24 protein-coding genes are annotated in these 24,361 nt (G+C 68.9%); 9 read left to right on the top strand and 15 right to left on the bottom strand.

The genetic code is table 11. The features are described 5' to 3' along the window. Window positions 1-200: 200 nt before the first annotated feature. Complete coding sequence (locus ACFXI3_RS37980; protein WP_378406220.1) at window positions 201-2,828, bottom strand: valine--tRNA ligase; 2,628 nt, start codon at window positions 2,826-2,828, stop codon at window positions 201-203. A gap of 60 nt (window positions 2,829-2,888) precedes the next feature. Between ACFXI3_RS37980 and ACFXI3_RS37975 the strand changes: the two genes are divergently transcribed. From ACFXI3_RS37975 to ACFXI3_RS37960, 4 genes are all read left to right on the top strand, one after another. Next, the gene (locus ACFXI3_RS37975) at window positions 2,889-3,230 is read left to right on the top strand and encodes a hypothetical protein (protein WP_344283696.1); all 342 of its coding nucleotides are present in this window, start codon (window positions 2,889-2,891) and stop codon (window positions 3,228-3,230) included. A gap of 322 nt (window positions 3,231-3,552) precedes the next feature. Beyond that, window positions 3,553-3,999: a MarR family transcriptional regulator gene (locus tag ACFXI3_RS37970; protein ID WP_354739490.1), complete on the top strand. Its 447-nt coding sequence runs from the start codon at window positions 3,553-3,555 to the stop codon at window positions 3,997-3,999. A gap of 71 nt (window positions 4,000-4,070) precedes the next feature. Then, on the top strand, window positions 4,071-5,414 hold the full coding sequence (locus ACFXI3_RS37965; RefSeq protein ID WP_378406217.1) for an MFS transporter: 1,344 nt from the start codon (window positions 4,071-4,073) through the stop codon (window positions 5,412-5,414). Window positions 5,415-5,460: 46 nt separating this feature from the next. Further along, complete coding sequence (locus tag ACFXI3_RS37960) at window positions 5,461-7,773, top strand: FdhF/YdeP family oxidoreductase (RefSeq protein WP_378406215.1); 2,313 nt, start codon at window positions 5,461-5,463, stop codon at window positions 7,771-7,773. Between the two features lie 55 nt (window positions 7,774-7,828). Here ACFXI3_RS37960 and ACFXI3_RS37955 read toward each other — a convergent pair whose 3' ends face one another. The 3 genes from ACFXI3_RS37955 to ACFXI3_RS37945 are packed head-to-tail and all read right to left on the bottom strand — an operon-like array spanning window position 7,829 to window position 10,472. After that, window positions 7,829-9,253: an LCP family protein gene (locus ACFXI3_RS37955; RefSeq protein WP_378406213.1), complete on the bottom strand. Its 1,425-nt coding sequence runs from the start codon at window positions 9,251-9,253 to the stop codon at window positions 7,829-7,831. Window positions 9,254-9,309: 56 nt separating this feature from the next. Further along, on the bottom strand, window positions 9,310-10,053 hold the full coding sequence (locus ACFXI3_RS37950) for an SDR family NAD(P)-dependent oxidoreductase (RefSeq protein ID WP_378406211.1): 744 nt from the start codon (window positions 10,051-10,053) through the stop codon (window positions 9,310-9,312). After that, window positions 10,050-10,472: a VOC family protein gene (locus ACFXI3_RS37945; RefSeq protein WP_344283678.1), complete on the bottom strand. Its 423-nt coding sequence runs from the start codon at window positions 10,470-10,472 to the stop codon at window positions 10,050-10,052. Before ACFXI3_RS37945 ends, ACFXI3_RS37950 begins: the two co-directional genes overlap by 4 nt. A gap of 72 nt (window positions 10,473-10,544) precedes the next feature. On the opposite strand from ACFXI3_RS37945, the gene ACFXI3_RS37940 reads away from it, so the two are divergent. Together ACFXI3_RS37940 and ACFXI3_RS37935 are read left to right on the top strand one after the other, a co-directional pair. Further along, window positions 10,545-11,222: a GntR family transcriptional regulator gene (locus ACFXI3_RS37940; protein ID WP_344283676.1), complete on the top strand. Its 678-nt coding sequence runs from the start codon at window positions 10,545-10,547 to the stop codon at window positions 11,220-11,222. Between the two features lie 43 nt (window positions 11,223-11,265). Next, on the top strand, window positions 11,266-11,613 hold the full coding sequence (locus tag ACFXI3_RS37935) for a hypothetical protein (protein ID WP_378406209.1): 348 nt from the start codon (window positions 11,266-11,268) through the stop codon (window positions 11,611-11,613). On the opposite strand, the gene ACFXI3_RS37930 is transcribed toward ACFXI3_RS37935, so the two are convergent. The 4 genes from ACFXI3_RS37930 to ACFXI3_RS37915 form a co-directional block, all read right to left on the bottom strand. After that, a complete protein-coding gene (locus ACFXI3_RS37930; RefSeq protein ID WP_378406207.1) occupies window positions 11,597-12,841 on the bottom strand; it encodes an MFS transporter in 1,245 nt (414 codons plus the stop codon). The genes ACFXI3_RS37935 and ACFXI3_RS37930 overlap by 17 nt on opposite strands. Continuing rightward, window positions 12,838-13,380 carry a helix-turn-helix domain-containing protein gene (locus ACFXI3_RS37925; protein WP_344283667.1) on the bottom strand — a complete coding sequence of 181 codons (543 nt, stop codon included), beginning with the start codon at window positions 13,378-13,380 and terminating at the stop codon, window positions 12,838-12,840. The genes ACFXI3_RS37930 and ACFXI3_RS37925 overlap by 4 nt, the downstream gene beginning before the upstream one ends. Before the next feature lie 69 nt (window positions 13,381-13,449). After that, window positions 13,450-13,581 (bottom strand): hypothetical protein, encoded by a 132-nt coding sequence (locus tag ACFXI3_RS37920; protein ID WP_344283664.1) that lies wholly within the window; start codon window positions 13,579-13,581, stop codon window positions 13,450-13,452. Then, complete coding sequence (locus ACFXI3_RS37915; RefSeq protein ID WP_378406204.1) at window positions 13,581-14,933, bottom strand: OFA family MFS transporter; 1,353 nt, start codon at window positions 14,931-14,933, stop codon at window positions 13,581-13,583. Before ACFXI3_RS37915 ends, ACFXI3_RS37920 begins: the two co-directional genes overlap by 1 nt. Window positions 14,934-15,086: 153 nt before the next feature. On the opposite strand from ACFXI3_RS37915, the gene fdhD reads away from it, so the two are divergent. Next, window positions 15,087-15,911 (top strand): formate dehydrogenase accessory sulfurtransferase FdhD, encoded by an 825-nt coding sequence (fdhD, locus tag ACFXI3_RS37910; protein WP_116205611.1) that lies wholly within the window; start codon window positions 15,087-15,089, stop codon window positions 15,909-15,911. Here the strand turns inward: fdhD and ACFXI3_RS37905 are convergent, their stop codons facing one another. After that, complete coding sequence (locus ACFXI3_RS37905; protein WP_378406202.1) at window positions 15,912-17,225, bottom strand: carotenoid oxygenase family protein; 1,314 nt, start codon at window positions 17,223-17,225, stop codon at window positions 15,912-15,914. Between the two features lie 65 nt (window positions 17,226-17,290). Here ACFXI3_RS37905 and ACFXI3_RS37900 point away from each other — a divergent pair, with 65 nt between their 5' ends. Continuing rightward, window positions 17,291-17,941 carry a TetR/AcrR family transcriptional regulator gene (locus ACFXI3_RS37900; RefSeq protein ID WP_378406200.1) on the top strand — a complete coding sequence of 217 codons (651 nt, stop codon included), beginning with the start codon at window positions 17,291-17,293 and terminating at the stop codon, window positions 17,939-17,941. 48 nt (window positions 17,942-17,989) lie between these two features. Next, window positions 17,990-18,919, top strand: coding sequence for an alpha/beta hydrolase (locus ACFXI3_RS37895; RefSeq protein ID WP_377927188.1), 930 nt, complete (start codon window positions 17,990-17,992; stop codon window positions 18,917-18,919). 16 nt (window positions 18,920-18,935) lie between these two features. Here ACFXI3_RS37895 and ACFXI3_RS37890 read toward each other — a convergent pair whose 3' ends face one another. The 6 genes from ACFXI3_RS37890 to tig all read right to left on the bottom strand — a co-directional run bounded on the left by ACFXI3_RS37890 (window position 18,936) and on the right by tig (window position 24,286). Then, entirely contained in the window at window positions 18,936-19,430 is a 495-nt protein-coding gene (locus ACFXI3_RS37890) for a hypothetical protein (RefSeq protein ID WP_378406198.1), read from the bottom strand. Between the two features lie 42 nt (window positions 19,431-19,472). After that, on the bottom strand, window positions 19,473-19,871 hold the full coding sequence (locus ACFXI3_RS37885) for a hypothetical protein (protein ID WP_344283647.1): 399 nt from the start codon (window positions 19,869-19,871) through the stop codon (window positions 19,473-19,475). Window positions 19,872-19,941: 70 nt separating this feature from the next. Beyond that, a complete protein-coding gene (clpX, locus tag ACFXI3_RS37880) occupies window positions 19,942-21,237 on the bottom strand; it encodes an ATP-dependent Clp protease ATP-binding subunit ClpX (RefSeq protein WP_009081145.1) in 1,296 nt (431 codons plus the stop codon). Between the two features lie 222 nt (window positions 21,238-21,459). Next, window positions 21,460-22,119, bottom strand: coding sequence for an ATP-dependent Clp protease proteolytic subunit (locus ACFXI3_RS37875; protein ID WP_344283640.1), 660 nt, complete (start codon window positions 22,117-22,119; stop codon window positions 21,460-21,462). Between the two features lie 25 nt (window positions 22,120-22,144). After that, complete coding sequence (locus ACFXI3_RS37870) at window positions 22,145-22,750, bottom strand: ClpP family protease (RefSeq protein ID WP_067595252.1); 606 nt, start codon at window positions 22,748-22,750, stop codon at window positions 22,145-22,147. Between the two features lie 144 nt (window positions 22,751-22,894). Then, complete coding sequence (gene tig / locus ACFXI3_RS37865; RefSeq protein WP_378406196.1) at window positions 22,895-24,286, bottom strand: trigger factor; 1,392 nt, start codon at window positions 24,284-24,286, stop codon at window positions 22,895-22,897. Window positions 24,287-24,361: the final 75 nt, after the last annotated feature.

The following is a 24,361-nucleotide window of genomic DNA, read 5'->3' as shown; positions in this document are numbered from 1 at the left end:
AAGACACAGACCTTGGAGGCACCCACCCCGCCCCCAACCCCGATCCGAAGCCGCCCTGCGGTTCGGGGGTGCTTGTCAAGGCATCTTTCCCGCCTTGACAAGCACCCCCGAACCGTCAGCACAATAAAACTTCGGGGTGGTGGCCCCCACCCGAGCGGGCGCAATGTCGCCGCCAGGCGACGAGCCGAACGCGAGAGAACTCAGGAAGCAGGCAACGCAGCCAACCGAGCCTCAATCCGCCCAATATCAGCCACCGCAGTCTCCCGCCGCACCTTGATCTTCTCGATCACCTGCTCCGGCGCCTTAGCAATAAACGCCTCATTCCCGAGCTTCCCCTCAGTCTGCGCCAATTCCTTCCGCGCAGCACCGAGATCCTTCTCCAACCGCTTCCGCTCAGCAGCAACGTCAATGGTCCCGGAAGTATCCAACTCCACAGTCACCACACCGCCAGCCAGCGCAACCTCCAACGAAGCACTGACCGAGAACCCGTCCTCCGGCTCAGTAAGCCGCACCAACGACCGAATCGCGCCCGAGTGCCCCTCCGGGAACGCCTCCCCAGCCAACCGCGCAGCAACCTTCTGCCCCGGCTTCAGCCCCTGGTCAGCACGGAACCGCCGAATCTCGGTAATCAACTTCTGCACATCAGCGATCCGAGCGTCCGCAACCGAATCCGCATAACCCTCAACCGCCTTCGGCCAAGCAGCGATCACCAACGACTCGCCACCAGTCAACGCAGTCCACAGCTTCTCCGTCACAAACGGAACGAACGGGTGCAGCAACCGCAGCACTGTGTCCAGCACATGCCCAAGCACCTTCCGCGTAGCCTCAACCCGCGCGGAATCCCCTTGGTACAACTGAACCTTGGCCAACTCCAAATACCAGTCACACAACTCATTCCAGGTGAACTGGTACAACGCATTGGCGACCTTCGCGAACTGGAAGTCCTCGAACAACCCGTCCACGTCAGCCACCAGCGCGGCGAGCCGCCCGAGAATCCACCGATCCGACTCGGTCAGCTCCGAAGCATCCGGCAGCGACCCCTCGACGGTCGCCCCGTTCATCATCGCGAACTTGCTGGCATTCCACAGCTTCGTGCAGAAATTCCGCGACCCGGCGGCCCACTCGTCCGCCAGCGCCATGTCCGTCCCCGGATTGGCCCCGCGCGCCAGGGTGAACCGGGTGGCATCCGCCCCGTAAGCGTCCATCCACTCCAGCGGATCAATGACATTCCCGCGCGACTTGGACATCTTCTTGCCGTTGGCGTCGCGAATCAGGCCATGCAGATACACATGGTCGAACGGCTGCCGCCCGTCCATCTGCTGCACGCCGAACATCATCATCCGCACGACCCAGAAGAACAGAATGTCGTACCCGGTGGACAGCACACTGGTCGGATAGAACTTCGCCAGATCCGCGGTCTCCCCCGGCCAGCCCAGCGTCGACATCGGCCAGAGCCCCGACGAGAACCACGTGTCGAGCACGTCCGGATCCTGCGTCCAGCCCTCGCCCGAGGGAGGCTGCTCGTCCGGCCCCACGCACACGACCTCGCCGCCGGGCCCGTACCAGACCGGGATCCGGTGCCCCCACCACAACTGGCGGGAAATCGTCCAGTCGTGCATGTTGTCGACCCAGTCGAAGTACCGCTTCTCCAGCTCCGCCGGGTGGATCTTCGTCCGCCCGTCGCGCACCGCGTCGCCGGCGGCCTGCGCCAGCTCCGCGACCTTGACCCACCACTGCAGCGACAGCCGCGGCTCCACGACCGTGTCGCAGCGGGAGCAGTGCCCGACCGCGTGCACGTACGGCCGCTTCTCCGCGACGATCCGGCCCTGCTCGCGCAGCGCGGCGACCACCGCGGGCCGCGCCTCGAACCGGTCGAGGCCCTCGAACGGACCGGGCACGGTGACCTCGGCGCGCTCGTTCATCACGGTCAGCATCGGCAGGTCGTGGCGGCGGCCGATCTCGAAGTCGTTCGGGTCGTGCGCCGGGGTCACCTTGACCGCGCCGGTGCCGAACTCCGGGTCGACGTGCCGGTCCGCGACCACCGGGATCTTGCGGCCGGTCAGCGGCAGCTCGATCTCGGTGCCGACCAGGTGCGCGTAGCGCTCGTCGTCCGGGTGCACGGCCACCGCGGTGTCGCCCAGCATCGTCTCGGCGCGCGTGGTGGCCACGACGATCGAGGCGTCGCCGTCGCCGTAGCGGATCGACACGAGTTCGCCGTCGTCGTCGTTGTGGTCGACCTCGATGTCCGACAGCGCCGTCTGGCAGCGCGGGCACCAGTTGATGATCCGCTCGGCGCGGTAGATCAGGCCGGCGTCGTAGAAGTTCTTGAACACCGTCTGGACGGCCTTGGACAGGTTCTCGTCCATGGTGAAGCGCTCGCGGGACCAGTCGACGCCGTCGCCGAGCCGCTTCATCTGGCCCAGGATCTTGCCGCCGTACTCGGCCTTCCACTCCCAGACGCGCTCGACGAACTTCTCGCGGCCGAGGTCGTGGCGCGACAGGCCCTCGCCGGCCAGCTGGCGCTCGACGACGTTCTGCGTCGCGATGCCCGCGTGGTCCATGCCCGGCAGCCACAGCACCTCGTAGCCCTGCATCCGGCGGCGGCGGCTCATCGCGTCCATCAGGGTGTGGTTGAGCGCGTGGCCCATGTGCAGGCTGCCGGTGACGTTCGGCGGCGGCAGTACGATCGAGAACGGCGGCTTCTCCGACGAGGCGTCGGCCGTGAAGTACCCGGCCGCTACCCAGCGGTCGTACATCGGGGCTTCCTCGGCGGCCGGGTCCCAGGCACCCGGAAGGTCGGTTTTCTGCTGCGGAGCGTTCTCGGTCACAATGGACAAGTCTACGAACCCGCCGCGGCGGGGTTACGCAGGGGGAAAGGCGGTGCGCCGATGACTCGGCCGGAGGATCCGGACGACCGGATGGAAACCCATCCGGACCTCATGGACCCCGAGTGGCGCAAGCACGCCCAGCGGGACGCGTGGCTCGGCGCGAAGAAGGACATGAAGAAGCGGCGCAAGCGCGAACGCCGCAGCGCCCCGGCCGCGGTCTACGGCCGCGGCGGCGCGGCGCCCAGCCGCTGGCCCGGGATCGCGGCGATCGTCGGCCTGGTCCTGCTGCTCGCGGCGGCGATCGTGGTGCACCAGGTTCAGCCGATCGGGGTGAACGACGAGAAGATCGGGTACATCCTCGGGCTCGGCTCGTCGGCTGAGACCAGCAGCCAGCCGCTCTAGTCCCGGCGAAGGTCGTTCGCAGGACATCGCGGGGATTTACAACGACGAGGTGGCGGCGAACTCACCAGCCCTCGTCGCGATGACCACCACGCAGCCCGGTTGAAAGCCGCGCTGAGCAGCGCGCGCTGTCCCCAGCCCGCTTGCCGAGGCAGGTTAAGCCGCTGAACTGCTGGCCCCGGTGAACTGGTCGCGCGTGGCCGGTCACGGGGCCCGGGCGTTCATCGGGGCGCCTTCCACCCTGCCCAGGCGACTGTCGCGCTTGGCGCCCCGCCGCGGTCGCCCGAGGATGCACAGTTTGAACTCAACAGGCTAGACTGTGCTTATGCCCGAACACCCGTCCGTCCCGCCGCAGGTAGCCGAGTCCGCCGGGTGGATCCGCGGCGTCGTCGGCCAGTTGCATCGCAGGTTGCGGCAGGTCGACAACGCCGAGATCCTCACGCCGACCCAGACCGCCGTGCTCAACCGGCTGCATCGCGAGGGGCCCGGGACCCAGGCCGAGCTGGCCGCGGCGGAGCACGTGCGGCAGCAGTCCATGGCCGCGACGCTCGGCGTGCTCGACACGCTCGGCTATCTGAACCGCACGCGCGACCCCGCCGACGGCAGGCGCGTCGTGATTTCCCTCTCCGATCTCGGCGCCAAGACCGTCATCGGGATCCGGCAGCACCGCGACGAATGGCTCGCCGCCGCGCTGGCCGACGAACTCACCGAGGACGAACTCGAAACGGTCCGGCGCGCGCTGCCCTTGCTGCAGCGGATCGCCCAGCGCTGACCCATTGACCCTGAGGAGCACTGACGAACACCGCGACCGCCCCCGCGAAATCCCGCTTCGGCGCGCGCCTGGTGACCCCGCTGGTCGCGAGCGCCGTGCTGAATCCGATCAACTCCACGCTCATCGCCGTCGCGCTCGTCCCGATCGGGCAGGCCTTCGGCGCCGGACCGGGCCGCACGGCCTGGCTGATTTCCTCGTTGTACCTGGCCACGGCGGTCGGGCAGCCGGTCGTCGGGCTGCTCGTCGACCGCTACGGCGCGCGGCGCGTGCTGCTCGGCGGCGCGGCCGTGGTGATGGTGGCCGGGATCGCCGGGATGATCCCGATCTCGGTCGAATGGCTCACCGGCGTACGAGCGGTGCTCGGCATCGGCACCTGCGCCGGCTTCCCGGCCGCGATGGCGGTGCTGCGGCGGCGCGCCGACGAGATCGGCGAAGGCGTGCCCGCGCGGGTGTTGTCCGTGCTGGCGATGTCCGCGCAGACGGTCATGGTGATCGGCCCGACGCTCGGCGGTGTGCTGATCGTGCTCTTCGGCTGGCCGGCGATCTTCGCGGTGAACCTGCCGCTGGCTGGGATTTCGCTGGTGCTCACGCTGCTGTGGGTGCCGAAGGACACTCCGGCCGAGAAGCCGACCGAGCGGATCGACGTCGCCGGGATCGCGCTGTTTTCCGCCGCGCTGCTGGTGTTGCTGTGCTACCTGATGGCGCCCGGCATCGGCGATCTGTGGCTGCTGGCCGCGGCGATCGTGCTCGGCGCGCTGTTCGTGCGAGTGGAACTGCGCGCCCGGAAGCCGTTCATCGACCTGCGGATGCTCGCCGCGAACGGCCCGGTCCTGCGCACGTATTCGCGGCAGGCACTGAGTTTCCTCGCGATCTACACGATCATGTTCGGCTACGTGCAGTGGCTCGAAGAGGCTCGCGGGTTCGCCGAATCCGCCGCCGGGTTGCTGCTCCTGCCGATGTCCGGGATCGCGGTAGGCGCGGCCGCGCTGTCCGGCCGTCCGACCGGCGTCCGGCTGCGGCTGCTGCTGGTCGGTGCCGCACTCCTCGCGGGCTCCGTCGCGCTGCTGTTCGTGAACGACGGCACCGCGTTGATCTGGCTGCTCGTGCTCGCCGCGTTGTTCGGTCTGGCGCAAGGGCTCACCAGCGTCGCCAACCAGACGACGCTGTACCGCGAGACTCCGGCCGAGACGATGGGCACCGCGAGCGGGCTCTTCCGGACCGCGCAATACCTCGGCGCGATAGTCGCGGCCACGGTCATCGCGCAGTGCTATGGCGGGCACGCCGACTCCGGCGGACTGCACCGGCTGGCCGTCGTGCTGATCGTGACCAGCGGGTTGCTGCTGATCGTGACCGCCGCGGACCGCGCGCTGCTGCGGGCCGAACGCCGGGAACGGGACCGCGAGGCGGCAGTGTGACGACCCCCGTCTTGGGTTCTGCAAGGCAAAGGCGGACGATGTGCCCATGACTCGCGAAGCTCCGACTGGTGACGTGGACGAAGCCCGCCTCGAAGTGGGCAAGCCGAAAGGCTGGGCGGCCGGGATCCCGGGAGTCGCCGTTTCGCTCGCGCGCGGGGTGGAGCAGATGGGCCCGGTCCGCACCGCGCGCACGCTGCGGCTGCTGAACCAGCGGGACGGCTTCGACTGCCCGGGCTGCGCGTGGCCCGAGCCGCGGCAGGTCGACGGCGAGAAGCGGAAGTTCGCGGAGTTCTGCGAAAACGGCGCGAAGGCGGTCGCCGAGGAGGCGACGAAACGGCGCGTCGGCCGTGAGTTCTTCGCCGCGCATCCGGTGTCCGAGCTGAACGAGCGCACCGACTACTGGCTCGGCCAGCAGGGCCGGCTCACCGAACCGATGGTGCTGCGCGAGGGCGCTTCGCACTACGAGCCGATCTCCTGGGACGAGGCGTTCGGCGTGATCGCGGACGAGCTGAAGGGCTTGGCGAGCCCGGACGAGGCGATCTTCTACACCTCCGGCCGCACCAGCAACGAGGCCGCGTTCGTGTACCAGCTGCTGGTGCGCGCGTACGGCACGAACAACCTGCCGGACTGCTCGAACATGTGCCACGAATCGTCCGGCGCGGCGCTGTCGGCGACCACCGGCATCGGCAAGGGTTCGGTGTCGCTGGCCGACATCCACCAGGCCGACCTGATCGTGGTCGTCGGGCAGAACCCGGGCACGAACCACCCGCGGATGCTGTCCGCGCTGGAGCAGGCGAAGGGCAACGGCGCGAAGGTCGTCGCGGTCAACCCGCTGCCCGAGGCCGGGCTGATGCGGTTCAAGAACCCGCAGAACGTGCGCGGCGTCGTCGGCAAGGGCACGCCGCTGGCCGACGAGTTCGCGCAGATCCGGCTCGGCGGCGACCTCGCGCTGTTCCAGGCGGTCGGGCATCTGCTGCTGCAGTGGGAGGACGCCGCGCCGGGGTCTATTGTGGACCGTGAGTTCGTGGAGAAATCCACGCACGGCTTCGAGGACTGGGCCAAGCAGCTGTGCGAGATCGACTGGCCGGAGACCGAGAAGGCGACCGGGCTGGCCCGCGAGCAGATCGAGCACATCGCGCGGATGATCGCGACGTCCGAGCGCACGATCTACTGCTGGGCGATGGGGTTGACCCAGCACAAGCACGCGGTGCCGACGATCGCCGAGGTCGTGAACCTGGCGCTGGTGCGCGGGATGATCGGCAAGCCGGGCGCGGGCCTGTGCCCGGTGCGCGGCCACTCGAACGTGCAAGGCGACCGCACCATGGGCGTGTGGGAGAAGATGCCCGAGCCGTTCATGGACGCGCTCGACCGGGAGTTCGGCATCGCGGTGCCGCGCAAGCACGGCTGGGACACCGTCGACTCGATCCGCGCGATGCTCGACGGCCGCGGCAAGGTGTTCTTCGCGATGGGCGGCAATTTCGCCTCCGCCACCCCGGATTCGGACCGGACCGCGGACGCGCTGCGGGCGTGCTCGCTGACCGTGCACGTGTCGACGAAACTCAACCGCTCGCACGTCGTCCCTGGCCGCACCGCGCTGATCCTGCCGACGCTCGGCCGCACCGAGCGTGACGACCAGGAATCCGGACGGCAGTTCGTGACCGTCGAGGACTCGATGTCGCAAGTGCACGCCTCGCGCGGCCGGCTGGCTCCGGCGAGCGACGAGCTGCTGTCCGAGGTCGCGATCGTGTGCCGCTTGGCGGAGAAGCTGCTCGGTGCGGACCACTCGGTGCCGTGGCGGTCGTTCGAGAAGAACTACGACCTGATCCGCGACCGCATCGCCGCTGTGGTGCCGGGCTGCCACGACTACAACCAGCGCGTCCGCGAACCGGACGGTTTCGTCCTGCCGCACGCACCGCGCGACTCGCGCGAGTTCACCGGCACGGCGACCGGCAAGGGCACGTTCACGGTGTCGGAGCTGGAGTATCCGGAAGTTCCCGAGGGGCGGCTGCTGCTGCAGACGCTGCGCAGCCACGACCAGTACAACACCACGATTTACGGGCTGTCGGACCGTTACCGCGGGATTGAGGACGGACGCCGGGTCGTGTTCGTGCACCCGGACGACCTGGCCGCGCTGGGGGTCGCGGACGGCGAGATCGTGGACCTGGTCTCGGAATGGCGGGACGGGGACCGGCGCGCGCCGAGCTTCCGGGCGGTGGCTTACCCGACGGCTCGCGGGTGCGCGGCGGCGTATTTCCCGGAGGCGAATGCGTTGGTGCCGCTGGATTCTGTTGCGGAGAAGTCGAATACGCCGGTGTCGAAGGCGGTCGTGATTCGACTGGAGCCGCACCACCACGCGTGACCTGCTCGTGAGTGGCGGTGCCGGTCAGAACCCCGGCACCACCACCCGCGAGGCGTCAGTCGATGCAGTTGTCACCGTCTGACGTGACGGGCTGCGGCTGGTCGGCCTTCACCGGCACCCCAGCCGCAGACCCGCCGTCCGACACCCCCGGTCCTGAGTAGACCTTCCCGAGCACCACCTGGATGTGCCCAGCCGGAACGTCTGCTGATTCCTTAATGGACAGTCCGCCCAGTTCCTTCGCCACCTCCGCGCCCTCGGCGGCGAGCGCGGCCGGGTAGCGCACGATCGACGTCCGCTGCGACGGCGCGTTTCCGTCGGCGGTGGCGGCGAATCCCTTGCCCTTCAGCACATCCGCGACCCGCGCCGCGAGACCCGACGCGCCACCGGCGTTGGAAATCTCCACCGATGCCTTCGGCGCACCAGGCGGAGCGGCGGGCGGCGCCGCTCCGATCAAGCCCGACGCAAACGCTTTCACCTGCGCCGGATCCACCTGCACCGCGGTCGCCGTGGGATGGGATTTGTCGTACCGGTAGTCCGGGTTCACGACCGGGATCGTCGTGAACTGGATGCCGCCGCCGGACACCCCGCGCATTTTGCTGACGAAGTCCAGGATGTTCCACGACTGGTCCAGCACCACCGACCGCTTCACCGCGTCGATGAGATCGCTCAGCTTCCCCGGATCAGCGAGCGTCCCGGCCGAGAGCACCTCGTGCGCCATCGAAGCGAGGAACACCTGCTGCCGCCGCATCCGGCCGAAGTCGGTGCCGGGCAGGTTGTCTCGCTGCCGCACGAACGCCAGCGCGGCGCCGCCGGAGAGCCGCTGCTTGCCCGCCGGGAAGTCCGCGCCCGAGTTCTCGTCCTTGGTGGCCTTCTTCAGGCACACCTCGACCCCGCCGACGGCCTTGCTGATCTCGGAAAAACTCAGCAGGTTGACCTCGGCGTAGTGGTCGATGGTGACGCCGGTGAGATCCTCGACCGCCTGCCGCGTCGACTTGCGCGCCGCGGTCATCGAGTCCTTCTCGATCTTGTCCTTGTCGGTCTCGCCGGCCGCGCGCAGTTTCGACGCCTCGGCCGCCTTGCCGCGGCCGAACGCGGCGTTGATCTTGCCTTTCCCGCCGGGCATGGAGACGTACGAATCGCGCGGGATGGAGAACGCCTTGACCTCCTGCTGCCCGTCCGGGATCCGCAGCACGATCAACGTGTCGGTGAGGTCGTCGCCGTTCGCGCCCGCGCGCAGTTCGTCCAGGACGCTCTGCGGCAGCGGGGTCCCGTCCGGGCCTTTGCGCGCGTCCCGGCCGACCAACAGGATGTCCAGCGCCCCGTCGGCGTGCTTTTGGCCTTCTTCCACCGATCCGCCGGCGCCGATGACGTCGCTGCGCGTGATGTCGTCCAGCGCCGACAGCGTCGAGAACCCGTAGGCCGTGCCGGCGAACACCACCATCGACAGCGCGCCGGCGATAACTTTCCCTGCGATCCGCACGCCCCTCTGGACGTCCGGCGGCCCCGATTTGCTGCATTCGTGACACAGCTCACAGCTCAGCGCAGGTGTGAGGCTCCGTTCATGTCCAAGATCGAGCCGGACGCCCAGGGCGTGTCCGACGAGGCCAGGAACACCACCGCTTCGGCGATTTCCTCCGGCTCGGCCACCCGGCCGAACGGGCTCTGCTCCCGCACCTGATCAGTGACTCGGTCGGCGACGCGCTCGGTCGCGGTGAAGCCCGGAGCCACGGACGTAACCGAAATGCCGTGCGGGGCCAACTGGACCGCCATCGATTGGCCGAACGAATGCAGCGCGGCCTTGCTCGCGCCGTACGGGAGGTATTCGGGTTCGCCGCGGAACGCCCCGCGCGACCCGATGTTCACGATCCGGCCGGGCACGCCGCGAGCGATCAGGTGGCGGGCGACGTGGAAGGAAACGTTGGCCGCGCCAAGCAGGTTGACGTCCAGCGTGCGCCGCCACGCCTCTTGCCAGTCCACGTAGGACATTTCGCTGATCGGCGTGCGCGTGGCCGGAGTGGTCCCGACCGCGGCGTTGTTGACCAGCACGTCGACCCCGCCGAGCTGTTCCTCGGCGACGTCGGCGATCCATTGCGCGGCATCAGGGTTGCCGAGGTCGCCGGACACGAGCACGTGCCCGGAACCGGGCAGCGCCTCGAGCGTCTCGCGCGCGGCCTCCCGGTTGGATCCACAGTGGACAGCGACCCGGTCGCCCCGGGTGGCGAAGGCGACGGCGATGGCGCGGCCGATCCCGCGCGAGGCTCCGGTGACGAGGACGTTCATTTCGCGAACAACCGCGTCTCGTCGCGGAAAGCCTTGAACTCCAGCGCGTTCCCGGCCGGGTCGTGCAGGAACATCGTCCACTGCTCCCCCGGCTCGCCGGCGAACCGCTGGTACGGCTCGATCACGAACTCGGTGCCCGCCGCGCGCAGCCGCCCGGCCAGCTCGTGGAAGCTGTCGACATCCAGCACCAGCCCGAAATGCGGCACCGGCACGTCGTGCCCGTCGACCGGATTGCGGCCCGATTCCGCGCGGGCGCCCGGGACCGCGTGCGTGACGACCTGGTGGCCGTGGAAGTTCCAGTCGACCCACGCGTCCGATGAGCGGCCTTCCGCGAGCCCGAGCACGGCGCCGTAGAACTCGCGGGCCTTCGGCAGGTCGTCGACCGGTATGGCCAGGTGGAAGGCGGGACGGACGGCCATGAGGCACTCCTTCGGCACGGGGATCGGTGTCTCCACGTTGACTGGCTGATGTCTGAATGTCAACATTAGGACGTGGAAGTCACCCCCCTGAGGAAGGCGGCGCGCCGCGGGCTCGCCGACGAAGCCGCCGACCGGGTGCGCGAAGCGATCTTCGCCGGCCATTTCCGGCCCGGCGCGCCCCTGCGCGAGGTCGAACTCGCCGCGTCGCTGGAAATCAGCCGCGGTTCGGTACGCGAGGGCATCGCCCAGCTCGCCCGGGAAGGCCTGGTCCGCTGCGGCTGGCATCGGCCGACCACGGTGGTCGACGTGACCGCCGAGGATGTCGCAGAGGTCTACTCGGTGCGCGCCGCCCTGGACCGGCTGGCCGCGGTCACCGCGCGCACCGCTGCGACCGCCGAGGACCTGGACGCGCTGGACGCGTTAGTCGCGGAGTTGGCCACGGCCGTCCGCACGAACGCGGACGGCCCGCGACTGCTGGCGCTGGATATCGCTTTCCATGACCGCGTCTACGCGGCGGCGGGCAACGGACGTCTCACCGAGGCGTGGGAAGCCGTGCGCTCGCAGGTCTTCCTGTTCCAGCTGCAGCGGGTTTCGCTCGGGCATGAGCATTACCGGGCTCGGGTGGTGGCTGAGCATCGGGAATTGGCGGAGCTGATTCGCGCCGGAGACCGGGGACGGTTAGCCCGAGTGGCCGAACATCACGTGGAGTCCGCGAGGGAAAGCCTGCTCGACCGCCTCCGAACCGAGTAGTTCCACGCATCCGCCGCGCTTCCCGGCCTGCCAGGATCCTTGCGTGGACCCGGACCCGAGCGAACCGACCCAAGCCCGCCCCGCGCTCGCCGGTGCGCTGCACGGCGCGGGCGCGTTTCTGGTCAGCGCCTTGGTGCTCTGCGCGCTCGCGGTCGGAGTGGCGGCTGGTTCGAAGGGGCTGAGCTTGCCGGCCGTGCTCGGGATCATCGTGCTCGCTTCCTTCACGCAGTGGGGGCTTTTCGCGCTGCCGGTCGCGGCCGGGATCGGCGCGCTGGTCGCTTCGGGGGGCCAGCCGAAACGAGCAGCGCGCCGCGCCTGGCTCACGGTTTGCCCGCTCACCTTGGCATTCCCGATCCTCTTCGCCGCTGTGGCCGCTATGCGACTGGAGTAACCTCTTTCGCCCGCGCGAGCGCCTCGTCGATCCGCTTGTTGCTCGTCATGCTCATCGTCACCAGAGTCATCGACACGAGCACCCCCGCCGCCCCGACGTACGGCACCCGCACCCCGGCCGTCGCGGCGAGCCAGCCGCCAAGCGCGGCACCCGCTGGTGCGGCCGAGGCCGAGACCAGGCGCGAAGCCGCGGCGACCCGGCCCATCAGCCGCGCCGGGACCACGACCTGTCGCAGCGATCCGCCGAGCACCATGGTCGCTGCCATGGCGCAGCCGCACAGCGCGAACATCGCCCCGGCGAGCCATGGATCGCGGGCGAGGCCGAACACCAGCACCGCGCCGCCCTCGACCACCGCGGTCACGGTGAGCGCGGTGCCGGTGCCCAGCCACTTCTCCAGCGGCCCGGCGAGCACCATCGCGCCCACCAATCCCCCGGCGGCTTCCGCGGCGAGCAGGAAGCCGTACCCGGCGGTGTGCAGGCCGAGCGCGTCCTTCGCGAACACCACCAGCACCGCCCCGAAAGCGCCGAACGCCAGGTTCCCGACGGCGGGCCGCAAGGCGAGGCCCAGCAGCAGCCGATCCTTGACTACGTAAGCGAAACCCTCCTTCGAGTCCGCCCATACCGAGCGTCCCGATTCGCGTTTCGGCACCGGGGCCGGCGGCAGGGTCCGGATCAACACCGCACTGGCCACGTAGGTCAGCGCGTTCACCGCGAACGGCAGCGTTCTTCCCACGGTGAAAAGGAAACTCCCGACCGGCGGCCCGGCGAACTGTCCGGCGGCGGTGGACGCCCCGCGCAGGTAGCCGTTGGCCCGCCGGAGCAAAGTCTGGTCCCGCGCGAGCAAATCCGGCAGGTACGCCTGCGCGGCGGTGTCGAAGAACAACGTGCCGGTGCCGAGCAGGAACGCCACCACGAGCAGGACCGGAATGCTGAGCCAGCCGAACGCACCCGCGGCGACCGTCAGCACCAGCAACACCGCCCGCGCCAGGTCGGCGATCCACATCGTGCGCCGCCGGTCCCACCGGTCGACCAGCGCGCCCGCGAACAACCCGGCCACCGGATACGGCGCGAGCACCGCCACCGTCACCAAGCTGACCACGAGCGGATCGCTGTTCAGCAGCAGCGCCAGCAACGGCAACGCCGCGACGTACGCGCCGTCGCCGAGAGAACTGACTGTCGCGGCGGTCCACAAGCGACTGAACGCGGGAGGCATCTTCGGATTGGTCATCGGGCCGCACCCGGCCCCGGACGGAAGAACGCGACCGCGACGGTGGCGGCTGCCTCGTCGGCGTCGCGCGCGTCCCGCAACTCGTCAAGCAGTTCGGCCAGCCGGCGCTCGAACTCCTCGAACTGCGTCTCGCTGATCCGCGTGTGCTGCATCCGGACGTACCGGCGCGAGCCCTCGGGAGCGGTCGAGAGGTCGTTGATCGCGTGCTGCATCAGCACATCCCGCTGTCCCGCGGCGGGTTCGGGCAGCTCGATGCTCTTGCCGACGTGCGCGTAGTAGCGCTCCAGCACGCCGCGCACCTTCCGCGTGCGCACGACGTGCACGAGCCCGGCCCGCTCCAGCACGCGCATGTGGTAGCTGGAACTGCCTTTCGCGATGTCCAGCTGCTCGGCGACCTGCGTGATCGTCGCGGGCCCGTCGCGCAGCACCGCGAGCACGCGGTGCCGCACGACGTTGCTGACCGCGCGCAGCTGATCGGTCGTCTCCACCTGGACAGATTCTTGGGGCGGGACATAGCCCGCCTGGTCGTCCCCAGTCATGGGGACAATGGTCAACGACTCTTGACCATTTGTCCAGTGCTAATTTTCGGAGCAGCGTTCGCCGGCGGCTCAGCCGCCGAAGAGCCCGACCACCTTCCGGATCAGCTCGACCACGCCGTAGGCGAACGGGGCGAGCACCCACAGCCAGGCGATCACCAGCAGGAGGGTCCGGCCGCCGGAGCGGCCCTCGGCACTCGTCATCACGCCTCACTCCCCACCGCGGTCTGCCCGGCCGGCTCGTGGAACTTCTCCTTCACCGGGCGCACGCACTCGTTCGCGACGAACCCGACCACCAGCAGACCGATCATGATCCAGAACGACAGCTGGTACAGGTCCGGCCCGGTCTTGCCCGCGGCCTTCTGGCTGTCCGCGATCCCGTCCACGATCAGCGGCCCGAGCACGCCCGCCGCCGACCACGCGGTCAGCAGCCTGCCGTGGATCGCGCCGACCTGATAGGTGCCGAACAGGTCCTTGAGGTACGCCGGAAGCGTGGCGAACCCGCCGCCGTAGAAGGACAGGATCAGCATCGCGCACAGCACGAACACGAGCTTGGACCCGTTCGTGGTCAACGCGATCACCAGGTACAGCAGCGCGCCGACGCCGAGGTAGAACCGGTAGATGTTCTTGCGCCCCACCAGATCCGATGTGGACGACCAGACGAACCGGCCCAGCATGTTGGTCAGCGAGAGCAGCGCGACGAACCCGGCGGCGGACGCGGTGCTCACCGGGGCCGAGGTGTGCTTGAAGAAGTCGGTGATCATCGGCGCGGCCTTCTCCAGGATGCCGATGCCCGCGGTCACGTTGAGGCACAAGACAATCCAGAGACACCAGAACTGCGGCGTCTTCAGCGCGTTCGCCGCCGAGACGTTCGCCGTGGAGATCATCGGTTTGGCCGCGGTCTGCGCCGCCGCGCGCGCCGGACGCCAGTCGTCGGCCGGGACGCGGACGATCAGCACGCCCAGCGTCATGAACACCGCGTACACGATCCCGTGAATCAGGAACGCCGTCGCGATGTCGCCCGTCGTGGGCGAGGTGCCGAGCATCGCCGACGACCACGGCGACGCGATCAGCGCGCCGCCGCCGAAGCCCATGATCGCGATCCCGGTGGCCATGCCCGGCCGGTCCGGGAACCATTTGATCAGCGTCGACACCGGCGAGATGTAGCCGATGCCGAGACCGATCCCGCCCACGCCGCCGTAACCGGCCACGACGAGCCAGAACTGTCCGGTCGCGACGCCCAGCGCGGCGAGCAGGAAGCCGGTGGAGAAACAGACCGTGGCGACGGCCATGGCCCAGCGCGGGCCGTTGCGCTCCACGAGCGTGCCGCCGAACGCGGCGGAAAGGCCCAGCATCACGATGCCGAGCTGGAACGGCAGCCCGGATTGCGTGCCGGACAGTCCCAGAGTCTTCTCCAGCGGCGTCTTGAAGACGCTCCACGCGTAGGCTTGGCCGATCGACAGGTGGATGGACAGCGCAGCGGGCGGCACGAGCCAGCGGGTCCAGCCAGGCGGTGCGACGATGCGGGAACGGGCAAGGAAGCCGGGGACAGCCATCGGCGGTCTCCTCCCAACAGTGACGAGGTGCTGGGAATGGTTTACCAGATCCACGGCGTTGCGCCGGATGACTGTCGAATGACTTGAGAATGTCTTGTCGATGACAACAAAAATCGACGCCGAAGCGGACAACGAGGACGAGCGGAGCAGGCGATGGGCAGAGTGACGGTACGGCGGCCGGTACGGCGGATCTCCGCGACCGGCGAGCGGCGCCGGCCGGACTCGCTGGCCGCCGAGGAGCCCTTGGAGCTGCGGGTCGGCGGCAAGGCGCTGGCAGTGACAATGCGCACTCCCGGCCACGACGTCGAACTGGCGCACGGCTTCCTGTTGTCCGAAGGCGTGCTGGGGTCCCGTGAGGACGTGGCTGTCGCGCGTTACTGCGACGGCGTCGACGACCAGGGCCGCAACACCTACAACGTGCTCGACATCGCACTCGCCGAGGGCGTCGCCCCGCCGGACACCGGCGTCGAGCGGAACTTCTACACCACCTCGTCGTGCGGCGTCTGCGGCAAGGCCGCACTGGACGCGGTGAAGCTGCGCAGCCGGTTCTCCCCCGGCGCTTCGGAATTCACCGTGAAGACCGACGTCCTCACCCAGATGCCGGATCGGTTGCGGGAACAGCAAAAGGTGTTCTCGTCCACCGGCGGCCTGCACGCCGCCGGACTGTTCACTTCGGACGGTCAGCTCGTCGTGGTGCGCGAGGACGTCGGACGGCACAACGCGGTGGACAAGGTGCTCGGCTGGGCTCTGCAGGCGGGCCGGATCCCCGCCCCGGACTTGGGGCTGCTGGTCTCCGGCCGCGCCTCGTTCGAGCTGGTGCAGAAGGCCGCGATGGCCGGCATCGGGCTGCTCGCCGCGGTGTCCGCGCCGTCGTCGCTAGCGGTGGAACTGGCCGAGGAGAACGGCATGACGCTGATCGGGTTCCTGCGCGGCGACAGCATGAACCTCTACACCGGAGACCAGCGCCTGCTCACCTGATCACGCTTCGGCGGGCACCCAGTTGCCGTGGAAACCGTGCGGGACCCGGTCCGGAAGGTGCACGGCGGCAACGGTTTCGAGGGTGCCCGCGTCGAGCAGGACGAGATCGCTGCGCGCCTCGGCCGCGTCGTAGACATAGCCCATCAGCACGCCCTCGTCCTCGCCCGCGTCCGCACGGGACGGAACGAACACGAACTCGCCCGGCTCGCGGCCGGGACCGAACCGGTGCGCCTCCACGGATCCCTTGCGGAGGTCGTGTTTGTACACCGCGCCGACGCTGCGGGACCGGTCGTCGAGCGCCGTCGCGTAGCCGTACCGGTGCGGCAACCCGACGAGACGTTCGTCCACTCGCGGGAACTCCTGGCCGTGCTCGTCGATCCGTTCCTCGACGACCTTCCCGAGCGTGAGGTCGACAGTCCACCGGTCGAGCGTCGGCTCGCCCTCGGCCGGGCCGTGCAGCGCGCGGTCGAACATCTTCGGATGCCGGACGACGTCGAGCACGATCCGGTCGTCCTCGTCGTAGGCGTTGAGCGGGTGGAAGACGTAGCACTGGCCGACGTCGAACCAGCGGACGTCGCTGTTGTCCCCCTCGCGCGGCATCACGCCGATGCGCGCCGGGTAGTCCGGATTCCACCGGTACGGCAAGGAACTCACGCCGCGGCCGGTGCGCGCGGTCAGCGGGTCGGGGACGTCGACCGGCACCGGGACCTGGTCCGGATCGAAGGTGACCGGCAGGTCGTAGAACACGACATACCGTTCGGTGAGCGAGAAGTCGTGCATCATCGGCGCGCCGGTGACCTCGACGTCGAACGTGCGCCGCGCCCGTCCGTCGGTGCCGACCACCGAATACTGGACCTTGTTCCCCAGTCCGAATTGGTAGGAGACGGCGTGCAGCTCGCCGGTCCTCGGGTCGCGCTTCGGGTGTGCGGTGTATCCGGAGAGGGTGCCGTCGAAGTCGCAGATGCCCAGGGTGTCCAGCTCCTCGCTGAGCTCCCATTGCGGCAGCCCTCCCTCGACTAGCGCGATCGTGCGCCCGGCGTGCCCGATGACGTTGGTGTTGGCCCCGCCTTCATCGGTGCCGACCCGGCGGCTGCGGTACCACTCGGCCCGGCCGTCGCGCAGCCGCACGCCGTGCACCATGCCGCGGCCGATGAACCAGTGGTGCATTTCCGGATCCGGATCGGTCGGGTTCGGCCCGTTGCGCAGGTAGCGGCCGTCGAGGTAGTCGGGCAGCTGCCCGGTCACCGTCAGCCGGGTGCTCGTGTACTCGCGCTCGACCGGTGCGAAGTTGCCTTCGAGGAAGTGATTTCCCATGACGCGCTCCGTCCATAACGTGGTTATGGTCATCGGTATAACAGGGTTATGGGATACTGGCAAGCATGAGCGAGCGGACTCGGGGCGAACACGCGCGGACGCAACTGGTCGAGGCGGCGATCCGGCTGCTGGCCGACGGCGGCGCGGAAGCACTGCAGGCCCGCAAGCTGGCGGCCGAGATCGGCGCGTCCACAATGGCCGTCTACACCCACTTCGGCGGGATGGCCGCGCTCACCGATGCCGTTGCGCGAGAAGGGTTTCGACGGCTGATCGCGAACATGGCGACCGTCGGGCAGAGCGACGATCCGGTGGCCGATCTGTACGGCCTCGCGTTGGCCTACCGCCGCACCGCGGTGGAGCACCCCGAGCTGTTCACGCTGATGTTCCGCGAGGCGGGCGCGCGCGGGCAAGCGGTCGGGGACCTGATGAGGGAGAGCCCGGACAGCGAGGCCGCTGCGTCCTTCCGAGGCATGGTCGCGGCCGTCTCGCGCACGATCGAGGCCGGACGGCTCAAGGGCGATCCGCTGTCGGTCGCCTCACAGATCTGGAGCGCGATCCACGGCTATGTCACCCTCGAACTGCTGGGCCACTTCGGCCGGGGCGACCGAGGAGTGGCCGAGGTGCTCTCGCCACTCTGCGTGACACTCGTCGTCGGGCTCGGAGACAGCCCTGCCGCCGCTCGGGCGTCCGTGGGTCTGGTCACAACAACCCTATGAAGATCTTCTGAAGGCAACGTTTTGCCCCTTCGCCACGTCTTACGCTATATGGGTGAGGGGGATTGGGTGAACGAGGAGACTGAGGGCCGAAGGCGGGTGAGCCGCCGGTCCATGCTGATCGCGGGCGCCTCGGGCCTCGGCATCGCCGGGCTCGCGGTGGGGAGCGCGACCGGCGTGGTGCCGTTCAACCAAGCGATGCAGCGGGCACTGGGCGTGACGTCGTCGACGCCGGTCACCCAGCTCGGCAGCATGCGGGTGGAACGCGTCTACTCGCACGCCCGCGGCCGGGAAGTGGACCTCGTTTTCCAGCTGCCGAGCAAGAAGCCGCCGGCCGGTCTCCCGATGTCCCTGATGCTGCACGGCCTCCACGGATCCGCCCGCTCCGCCGCGCCGAGCGGCCTGCTGAAGCAGCTGGCCAGCGACGTCGCCCGCAAAGCCGTGCCGGCGTACGGCTTCGTCGCGGTCGACGGCGGCGACAATTACTGGCACCAGGTCCGTCCCGGCGACGACCCGATGGCGATGCTCCTGGAAGAAGTCCCGCAGTGGCTGCGCGCCCGCGGCTTCGGCGGCACGGACGGCCTGCCGTTCGCCTGCGCCGGGGTGTCGATGGGCGGATTCGGCGCGCTCCTGTACGCCCGCCGCCGAGCCGAACGCCGCCAGCCGCCAGCCGCGGTCGCCGCGATCGCGCCCGCGCTGCTCACGTCGTGGCCGGAAATGGCGAAACGCCGCATTTTCACCGGCATGACGGACTGGACGTCGCTCGACCCGCTGCGCCACCAGGCGTCTTTGCAGGGCATTCCGACGGCGGTTTACTGCGGGACGGAAGATCCGTTCATCACCGGCGTGCGGCGGTATATCGCGGAAACGCACCCGACCATTGGCTACACGGCGCACGGGAAGCACAGCGACACGTTCTTCCGGACAACGGTGCCCAGCATGGTGGGGTTCTTGGGGAAGCATTTGCGGCAGAAGGTCTGAGCCTGCTTCGCCGGGATCAGCGGAAAAAGCCCAGTTCCTCGATCGTATGCGTCGGCGTGCCCAGGAACAGGTCCGGCGACACCGGCCCGTAGGCGACATTCAACGTGTCCAGCCGGTAATGCCAATTGCCGCTGCGGAAACCGGTGAAGCGGTAATTCACCTGCCACCGCAGCCATTCCCCGCGAGCCAGGCGACGCGCCGGAGGGCGGCGCGGGCGGCCGGACCGCCTCCCAAAATGGGTGGTTTCCAGTTTCACCCGCAGCAGGTCGTCGGCCTCGTCGAGGCGAACTGTCGAATCCAGCGGCGACGGTGCTTTGTCCCGCTCGCCTTCCCAGGCCGCACACCGCGGTTCGAAATCCGTCTCCTCGCCCATCCGCACCACATGGGTGAAGGGCGCGGGCAACGCCGGAAGAGAGAACGCGATCGGGGCCGCATTGCGGCGAGCCGCCTCCACCCCGCCGCGGGATTTCTTCGTCCACGAGGTGCACACCCACTGCACTACCGCATCCATAGCGGCAATCCTTCACCGCGAAGGACACTCGCCGCGAGCGAGTTACGAGACCCAGCGGGCCACGACGGACATCACCCAGAACCCGACCAGCCCCGCCAGCGCCGTCAGCAGCGACCAGCGCAGCTGAAGCGCCCGGGTCTCCGACGCACGCCACCGGCGCAGGAACAGCCACGACACCACGTACAGCGGGATCGGCAGCAGCGGCAGCGCCGACAGCCGGGTGCCGACCGCCACCAGGCAGACCAGCGTGCACAGCGCCAGCATGATCTCGGCCGCGCGGGGCAGCCACGGGAAGCGCGTGAACACCGACGCGGCTACCCGCTCGCTCAACTCCAGGATGCCGACGACCGGCGCGGCGGCGGGCTCGGTCTCGGCGGGCACCGCATCGCCGGGGTCGGCAGTCTCGTCCCCCCGGGGTGCGGTCAGCGGCACGGTTGTCATCCTGTCCATTATCGCGCCTGCCGCCGACACCCGGACAGCCGACTCCTGCTAACGCCCGGCGGACGCCGGGTCAGGCCGACTTTTCGCCGCGCTCGCTGCGAGTGCGACGCGACGGCTGGCGAGCCACGATCGTGGGGTTGACGTTCTCCCGCACGGTCTGCTCGGTGATCACGACCTTCGCCACGTCCTCGCGGCTCGGGATGTCGTACATGACCGGCTGGAGGACTTCCTCCATGATCGCGCGCAGGCCGCGGGCGCCGGTGCCGCGCAGGACGGCCTGGTCCGCGATGGCCTCGAGCGCGGTCTTGGTGAACTCCAGCTCGACGTTGTCCATCTCGAAGAGCTTCTTGTACTGCTTCACCAGCGCGTTGCGCGGCTGCGTCAAGATCGAGACGAGCGATTCCTTGTCCAGGTGGTTCACCGTCGCCACGACCGGGAGCCGGCCGATGAACTCCGGGATCAGCCCGAACTTGATCAGGTCCTCCGGCATCGTCTCGGAGAACACGTCGCTGCCCTCGATCTCGGCCTTCGTGCGGATCTCCGCGCCGAAGCCGAGGCCCCGCTTGCCGACCCGCTCGTTGATGATCTTTTCCAGCCCGGCGAACGCGCCCGCGACGATGAACAGCACGTTCGTGGTGTCGATCTGGATGAATTCCTGGTGCGGGTGCTTGCGCCCGCCCTGGGGCGGCACCGACGCGGTGGTGCCCTCGAGGATCTTCAGCAGCGCCTGCTGCACGCCCTCGCCGGACACGTCGCGGGTGATCGACGGGTTCTCGCTCTTGCGGGCGATCTTGTCGACCTCGTCGATGTAGATGATGCCGGTCTCGGCGCGCTTGACGTCGTAGTCCGCCGCCTGGATCAGCTTCAGCAGGATGTTCTCGACGTCCTCGCCGACGTAGCCCGCCTCGGTGAGCGCGGTGGCGTCGGCGATGGCGAACGGGACGTTCAGCAGCTTCGCCAGCGTCTGCGCGAGGTAGGTCTTGCCGCAGCCGGTGGGGCCGAGCATCAGGATGTTGGACTTGGCCAGCTCGACCGGCTCGTCCTTGGAGTCCTTCGGGCCGGACTTGTCGTCGGCCTGGATGCGCTTGTAGTGGTTGTACACCGCGACCGCGAGCGTCTTCTTCGCGTCGTCCTGGCCGATGATGTACTGCTCGAGGAACTCGTGGATGTCGGCGGGCTTCGGGAGCTCGTCGAGCTTCACGTCGCCGGCTTCGGCCAGCTCCTCTTCGATGATCTCGTTGCAGAGGTCGATGCACTCATCGCAGATGTAGACCCCTGGCCCGGCAATGAGCTTCTTCACCTGCTTCTGGCTCTTGCCGCAGAAAGAACACTTCAGCAGGTCGCCGCCGTCACCGATCCGTGCCATGGCCGTTGACCTCGTCCCCTCCGGTGCGCGGGCGCACCTGCACAACTGTTTGGCGACCCCGGGACTGCCAGGCGTTCCCGGGACCAACACGCATTGCCACCGACGGTACCCGCCCGAAGGCGCGGGCGGGAACACCCGACCCCCATAGGGCACGTCGACGACCGACAGTAGACCAGCGGACCGGTGCGCGTCGCGGATTCGCCGCGCACCGGCCCGTCGCGGTCAGTTCGCCGAGGCCTTCCGGTACGGAAGCACCTCGTCGATCAGGCCGTAGGCCTTGGCCTCTTCGGCGGTGAGGATCTTGTCCCGCTCGATGTCGGCCTTGATCTCGTCCGGTTCCTTGTTCGTGTGCTTCGCCAGGATGACCTCCATCTGGCGGCGCACGCGCTGGATCTCGTTGGCCTGGATCTCCAGGTCCGAGACCTGCCCGTAGGTGCCCTCGGTGGCCGGCTGGTGGATCAGCACGCGCGCGTTCGGCAGCGCCATGCGCTTGCCCGGCGTGCCCGCCGCCAGCAGCACCGCGGCGGCCGAGGCGGCCTGGCCGAGGCACACGGTCGAGATGTCCGGGCGGATGTACTGCATGGTGTCGTAGATCGCCATCAGCGACGTGAACGACCCGCCCGGGGAGTTGATGTAGATGCTGATGTCGCGGTCCGGATCCTCGTGCTCGAGGTGCAGCAGCTGGGCCATCACGTCGTTCGCCGACGCGTCGTCCACCTGCACGCCGAGGAAGATCGTCCGCTCCTCGTACAGCTTGTTGTACGGGTTGGACTCCTTCACGCCGTAGCTGGTGCGCTCGACGTAGGACGGGAGGATGTACCGCGACTGGGGCGACAGGGTATTCGGGGCCCGGAAGTCACCCGGGAGCCGGAAGTTGCTCATGATGCTCTCCTGTGTGCTTCGGGACTCAGTTGCTCGACGTCAGGCCGCTGTCGCGGGTCAGCACGTGGTCGACGAAGCCGTAGTCCTTCGCCTCCTGCGCGGTGAACCAGCGGTCGCGGTCGCCGTCCTTGATGATCTGCTCGGTGGTCTGGCCGGTCTGCTCGGCGGTGATCTTCGCGAGCTCCTGCTTCCACTTGTTGAACAGGTCGGCCTGGATCGCGATGTCGGAGGCGGTGCCGCCGACGCCCGCGGAAGGCTGGTGCATCAGGATGCGCGCGTGCGGGAGCGCGTAGCGCTTGCCGGGGGTGCCCGAGGAGAGCAGGAACTGCCCCATCGAGGCCGCCATGCCCATCGCGTAGGTCGCCACGTCCGGCTTGATCAGCTGCATGGTGTCGTAGATCGCGAACCCGGCGGTCACCGAGCCGCCCGGCGAGTTGATGTAGAACCGGATGTCCGATTCCGAGTCGTCCGCGTCGAGCAGCAGGAGCTGCGCGGTGAGCCGGTTGGCGACCTCGTCGTTGACCTCGGAGCCGAGAACGACGATGCGCTCCTGGAGCAACCGCTCGAACACCGAGTCGGTGAGGTTGAGCCCCGCGGTGCCGGTCCGCCCCTCGGGCATGTGCTGCTTCACGTCTGCCTGCCTTTTCACCGGCGACGGGCCGCCTGTGAGAGCCGCGCCGCCGCTGTCGTGTTCAGATGCTTGAGATCTTGCAACCGACCCTAACGAACTTGGGCGGTGCAGAATGCCTGACACCGCCCAAGTTCGCTTACAGCTTTACTCCGCGGGGGTCGCCGCCGCTTCTTCGGTGACCTGGGTCTCCTCTTCGGCCGCCGCGGTGTCCGACTCGTCGGCGCCGAACAGCTCGGTGAGGTCGACCTCGGACCCGGACGCGTCCTTCACCGTGGTGCCGCGCACGACCGAGGCGAGCGCCTTGCCGCGGCGGACGTCGGCGTAGATCGCGGTGAGCTGGCCGGACTGCTGGGCCCGCTGCACGTACTCGTCCGGGCTGACGCCGAAGCGCTGCGCCTGGTAGATGATCCGCTCGGTGAGCTCGCCGTCGTTGACCGACGTCTTCTCCTTGTCGGCGATGGTGTCCAGCAGCAGCTGCGTGCGGACGGCCTTCTCCGACTCTTCCTTGACCTCGGCGTTGAACTCGTCGAGGGTGCGGCCCTCGGCCTCGAGGGCCTTGGCGAACTGCTCCTCGTCGTGGTCGAACGGGTGGATCGCGTCGTGCTTGCGGTTCTCGATCTCGGCCTCGAGGACCTTCTCCGGCAGCGGCACCTCGGTGCGCTCCAGGAGGATCTCGAGGACCTTGTCGCGCGCCTGGACGCCCTGCTGCATCGTCTTGACGCGGCCGAGCCGGGTGCGCAGGTCCCCGCGCAGCTCGTCGATCGTGTCGAACTCGCTCGCCAGCTGGGCGAACTCGTCGTCGGCCTCGGGCAGCTCGCGCTCCTTGACCGACTGCACGGTGACGGTGACCTCGGCGTCCTGGCCGGCGAACTCGCCCGCGACCAGCTTGGTGGTGAACACCTTGGTCTCGCCGGCGCTCGCGCCGACGATGGCCTCGTCGATGCCGTCCACGAGCTGGCCGGAGCCGATCTCGTAGGACAGCCCCGTGGTGGAGGCCTCCTCGACGGGCTTGCCGTCGACGCTGGCCGAGAGGTCGATCGACACGAAGTCGCCGGTCTGGGCCGGGCGCTCGACGCCGCTCAGGGTGCCGAAGCGGGCGCGCAGCTCGTCGAGCTGCTCGGCGACCTCTTCGTCGGTGGTCTCGACGTCGTCGACGCTGATCTCGAGGCCCTCGAGGTCGGGCAGCTCGATCTCCGGCCGCACGTCGACCTCGGCGCTGAACTCCAGCACCTCGCGGTCCTCGAGCTTGGTCACCTCGAACTCGGGCTGGCCGAGCGTCCGGACCTCGCCCGCGCGGACGGCCTCGATGTACTTGGCCGGGATGGCCTCGTTGACGACCTCGTCGAGCACCGGCGCGCGGCCGATCCGGCTTTCCAGGACGCGAGCGGGGACCTTGCCGGGACGGAAACCGGGGACCCGCACCTGCTGGGCGATCTTCCGGTACGCGGCGTCGAAGTTCGGCTTGAGCTCGTCGAACGGCACCTCGACATTGATCTTCACTCGCGTCGGGCTGAGCTGCTCGACGGTGCTCTTCAAGGTCTTCTCCTCGAGCGGTAAACGATGGGGGCGGACAGTCCCTCAGGACCGCCCCGGTCACCTGCTGACCGGGAT

This window comes from Amycolatopsis sp. NPDC059235 (assembly GCF_042754125.1).
GTDB lineage: Bacteria > Actinomycetota > Actinomycetes > Mycobacteriales > Pseudonocardiaceae > Amycolatopsis > Amycolatopsis albidoflava.
The sequence above is the reverse complement of the archived record's forward strand: the minus strand, read 5'-3'. Positions and strand labels throughout refer to the sequence as shown.

Bases quoted from the DNA above. Each gene is read 5' to 3' on its own strand.
- ACFXI3_RS37975 (WP_344283696.1), top strand. From the start codon at position 2,889: ATGACTCGGCCGGAGGATCCGGACGACCGGATGGAAACCCATCCGGAC.
- ACFXI3_RS37930 (WP_378406207.1), bottom strand. From the start codon at position 12,841: ATGACCAATCCGAAGATGCCTCCCGCGTTCAGTCGCTTGTGGACCGCC.
- ACFXI3_RS37950 (WP_378406211.1), bottom strand. From the start codon at position 10,053: ATGAACGTCCTCGTCACCGGAGCCTCGCGCGGGATCGGCCGCGCCATC.
- ACFXI3_RS37885 (WP_344283647.1), bottom strand. From the start codon at position 19,871: ATGACAACCGTGCCGCTGACCGCACCCCGGGGGGACGAGACTGCCGAC.
- ACFXI3_RS37875 (WP_344283640.1), bottom strand. From the start codon at position 22,119: ATGAGCAACTTCCGGCTCCCGGGTGACTTCCGGGCCCCGAATACCCTG.
- ACFXI3_RS37905 (WP_378406202.1), bottom strand. From the start codon at position 17,225: ATGGGAAATCACTTCCTCGAAGGCAACTTCGCACCGGTCGAGCGCGAG.
- ACFXI3_RS37970 (WP_354739490.1), top strand. From the start codon at position 3,553: ATGCCCGAACACCCGTCCGTCCCGCCGCAGGTAGCCGAGTCCGCCGGG.
- ACFXI3_RS37900 (WP_378406200.1), top strand. From the start codon at position 17,291: ATGAGCGAGCGGACTCGGGGCGAACACGCGCGGACGCAACTGGTCGAG.
- ACFXI3_RS37915 (WP_378406204.1), bottom strand. From the start codon at position 14,933: ATGGCTGTCCCCGGCTTCCTTGCCCGTTCCCGCATCGTCGCACCGCCT.
- ACFXI3_RS37920 (WP_344283664.1), bottom strand. From the start codon at position 13,581: ATGACGAGTGCCGAGGGCCGCTCCGGCGGCCGGACCCTCCTGCTGGTG.
- ACFXI3_RS37895 (WP_377927188.1), top strand. From the start codon at position 17,990: ATGGGTGAGGGGGATTGGGTGAACGAGGAGACTGAGGGCCGAAGGCGG.
- ACFXI3_RS37925 (WP_344283667.1), bottom strand. From the start codon at position 13,380: ATGACTGGGGACGACCAGGCGGGCTATGTCCCGCCCCAAGAATCTGTC.
- fdhD (WP_116205611.1), top strand. From the start codon at position 15,087: ATGGGCAGAGTGACGGTACGGCGGCCGGTACGGCGGATCTCCGCGACC.
- ACFXI3_RS37945 (WP_344283678.1), bottom strand. From the start codon at position 10,472: ATGGCCGTCCGTCCCGCCTTCCACCTGGCCATACCGGTCGACGACCTG.
- clpX (WP_009081145.1), bottom strand. From the start codon at position 21,237: ATGGCACGGATCGGTGACGGCGGCGACCTGCTGAAGTGTTCTTTCTGC.
- ACFXI3_RS37890 (WP_378406198.1), bottom strand. From the start codon at position 19,430: ATGGATGCGGTAGTGCAGTGGGTGTGCACCTCGTGGACGAAGAAATCC.
- ACFXI3_RS37960 (WP_378406215.1), top strand. From the start codon at position 5,461: ATGACTCGCGAAGCTCCGACTGGTGACGTGGACGAAGCCCGCCTCGAA.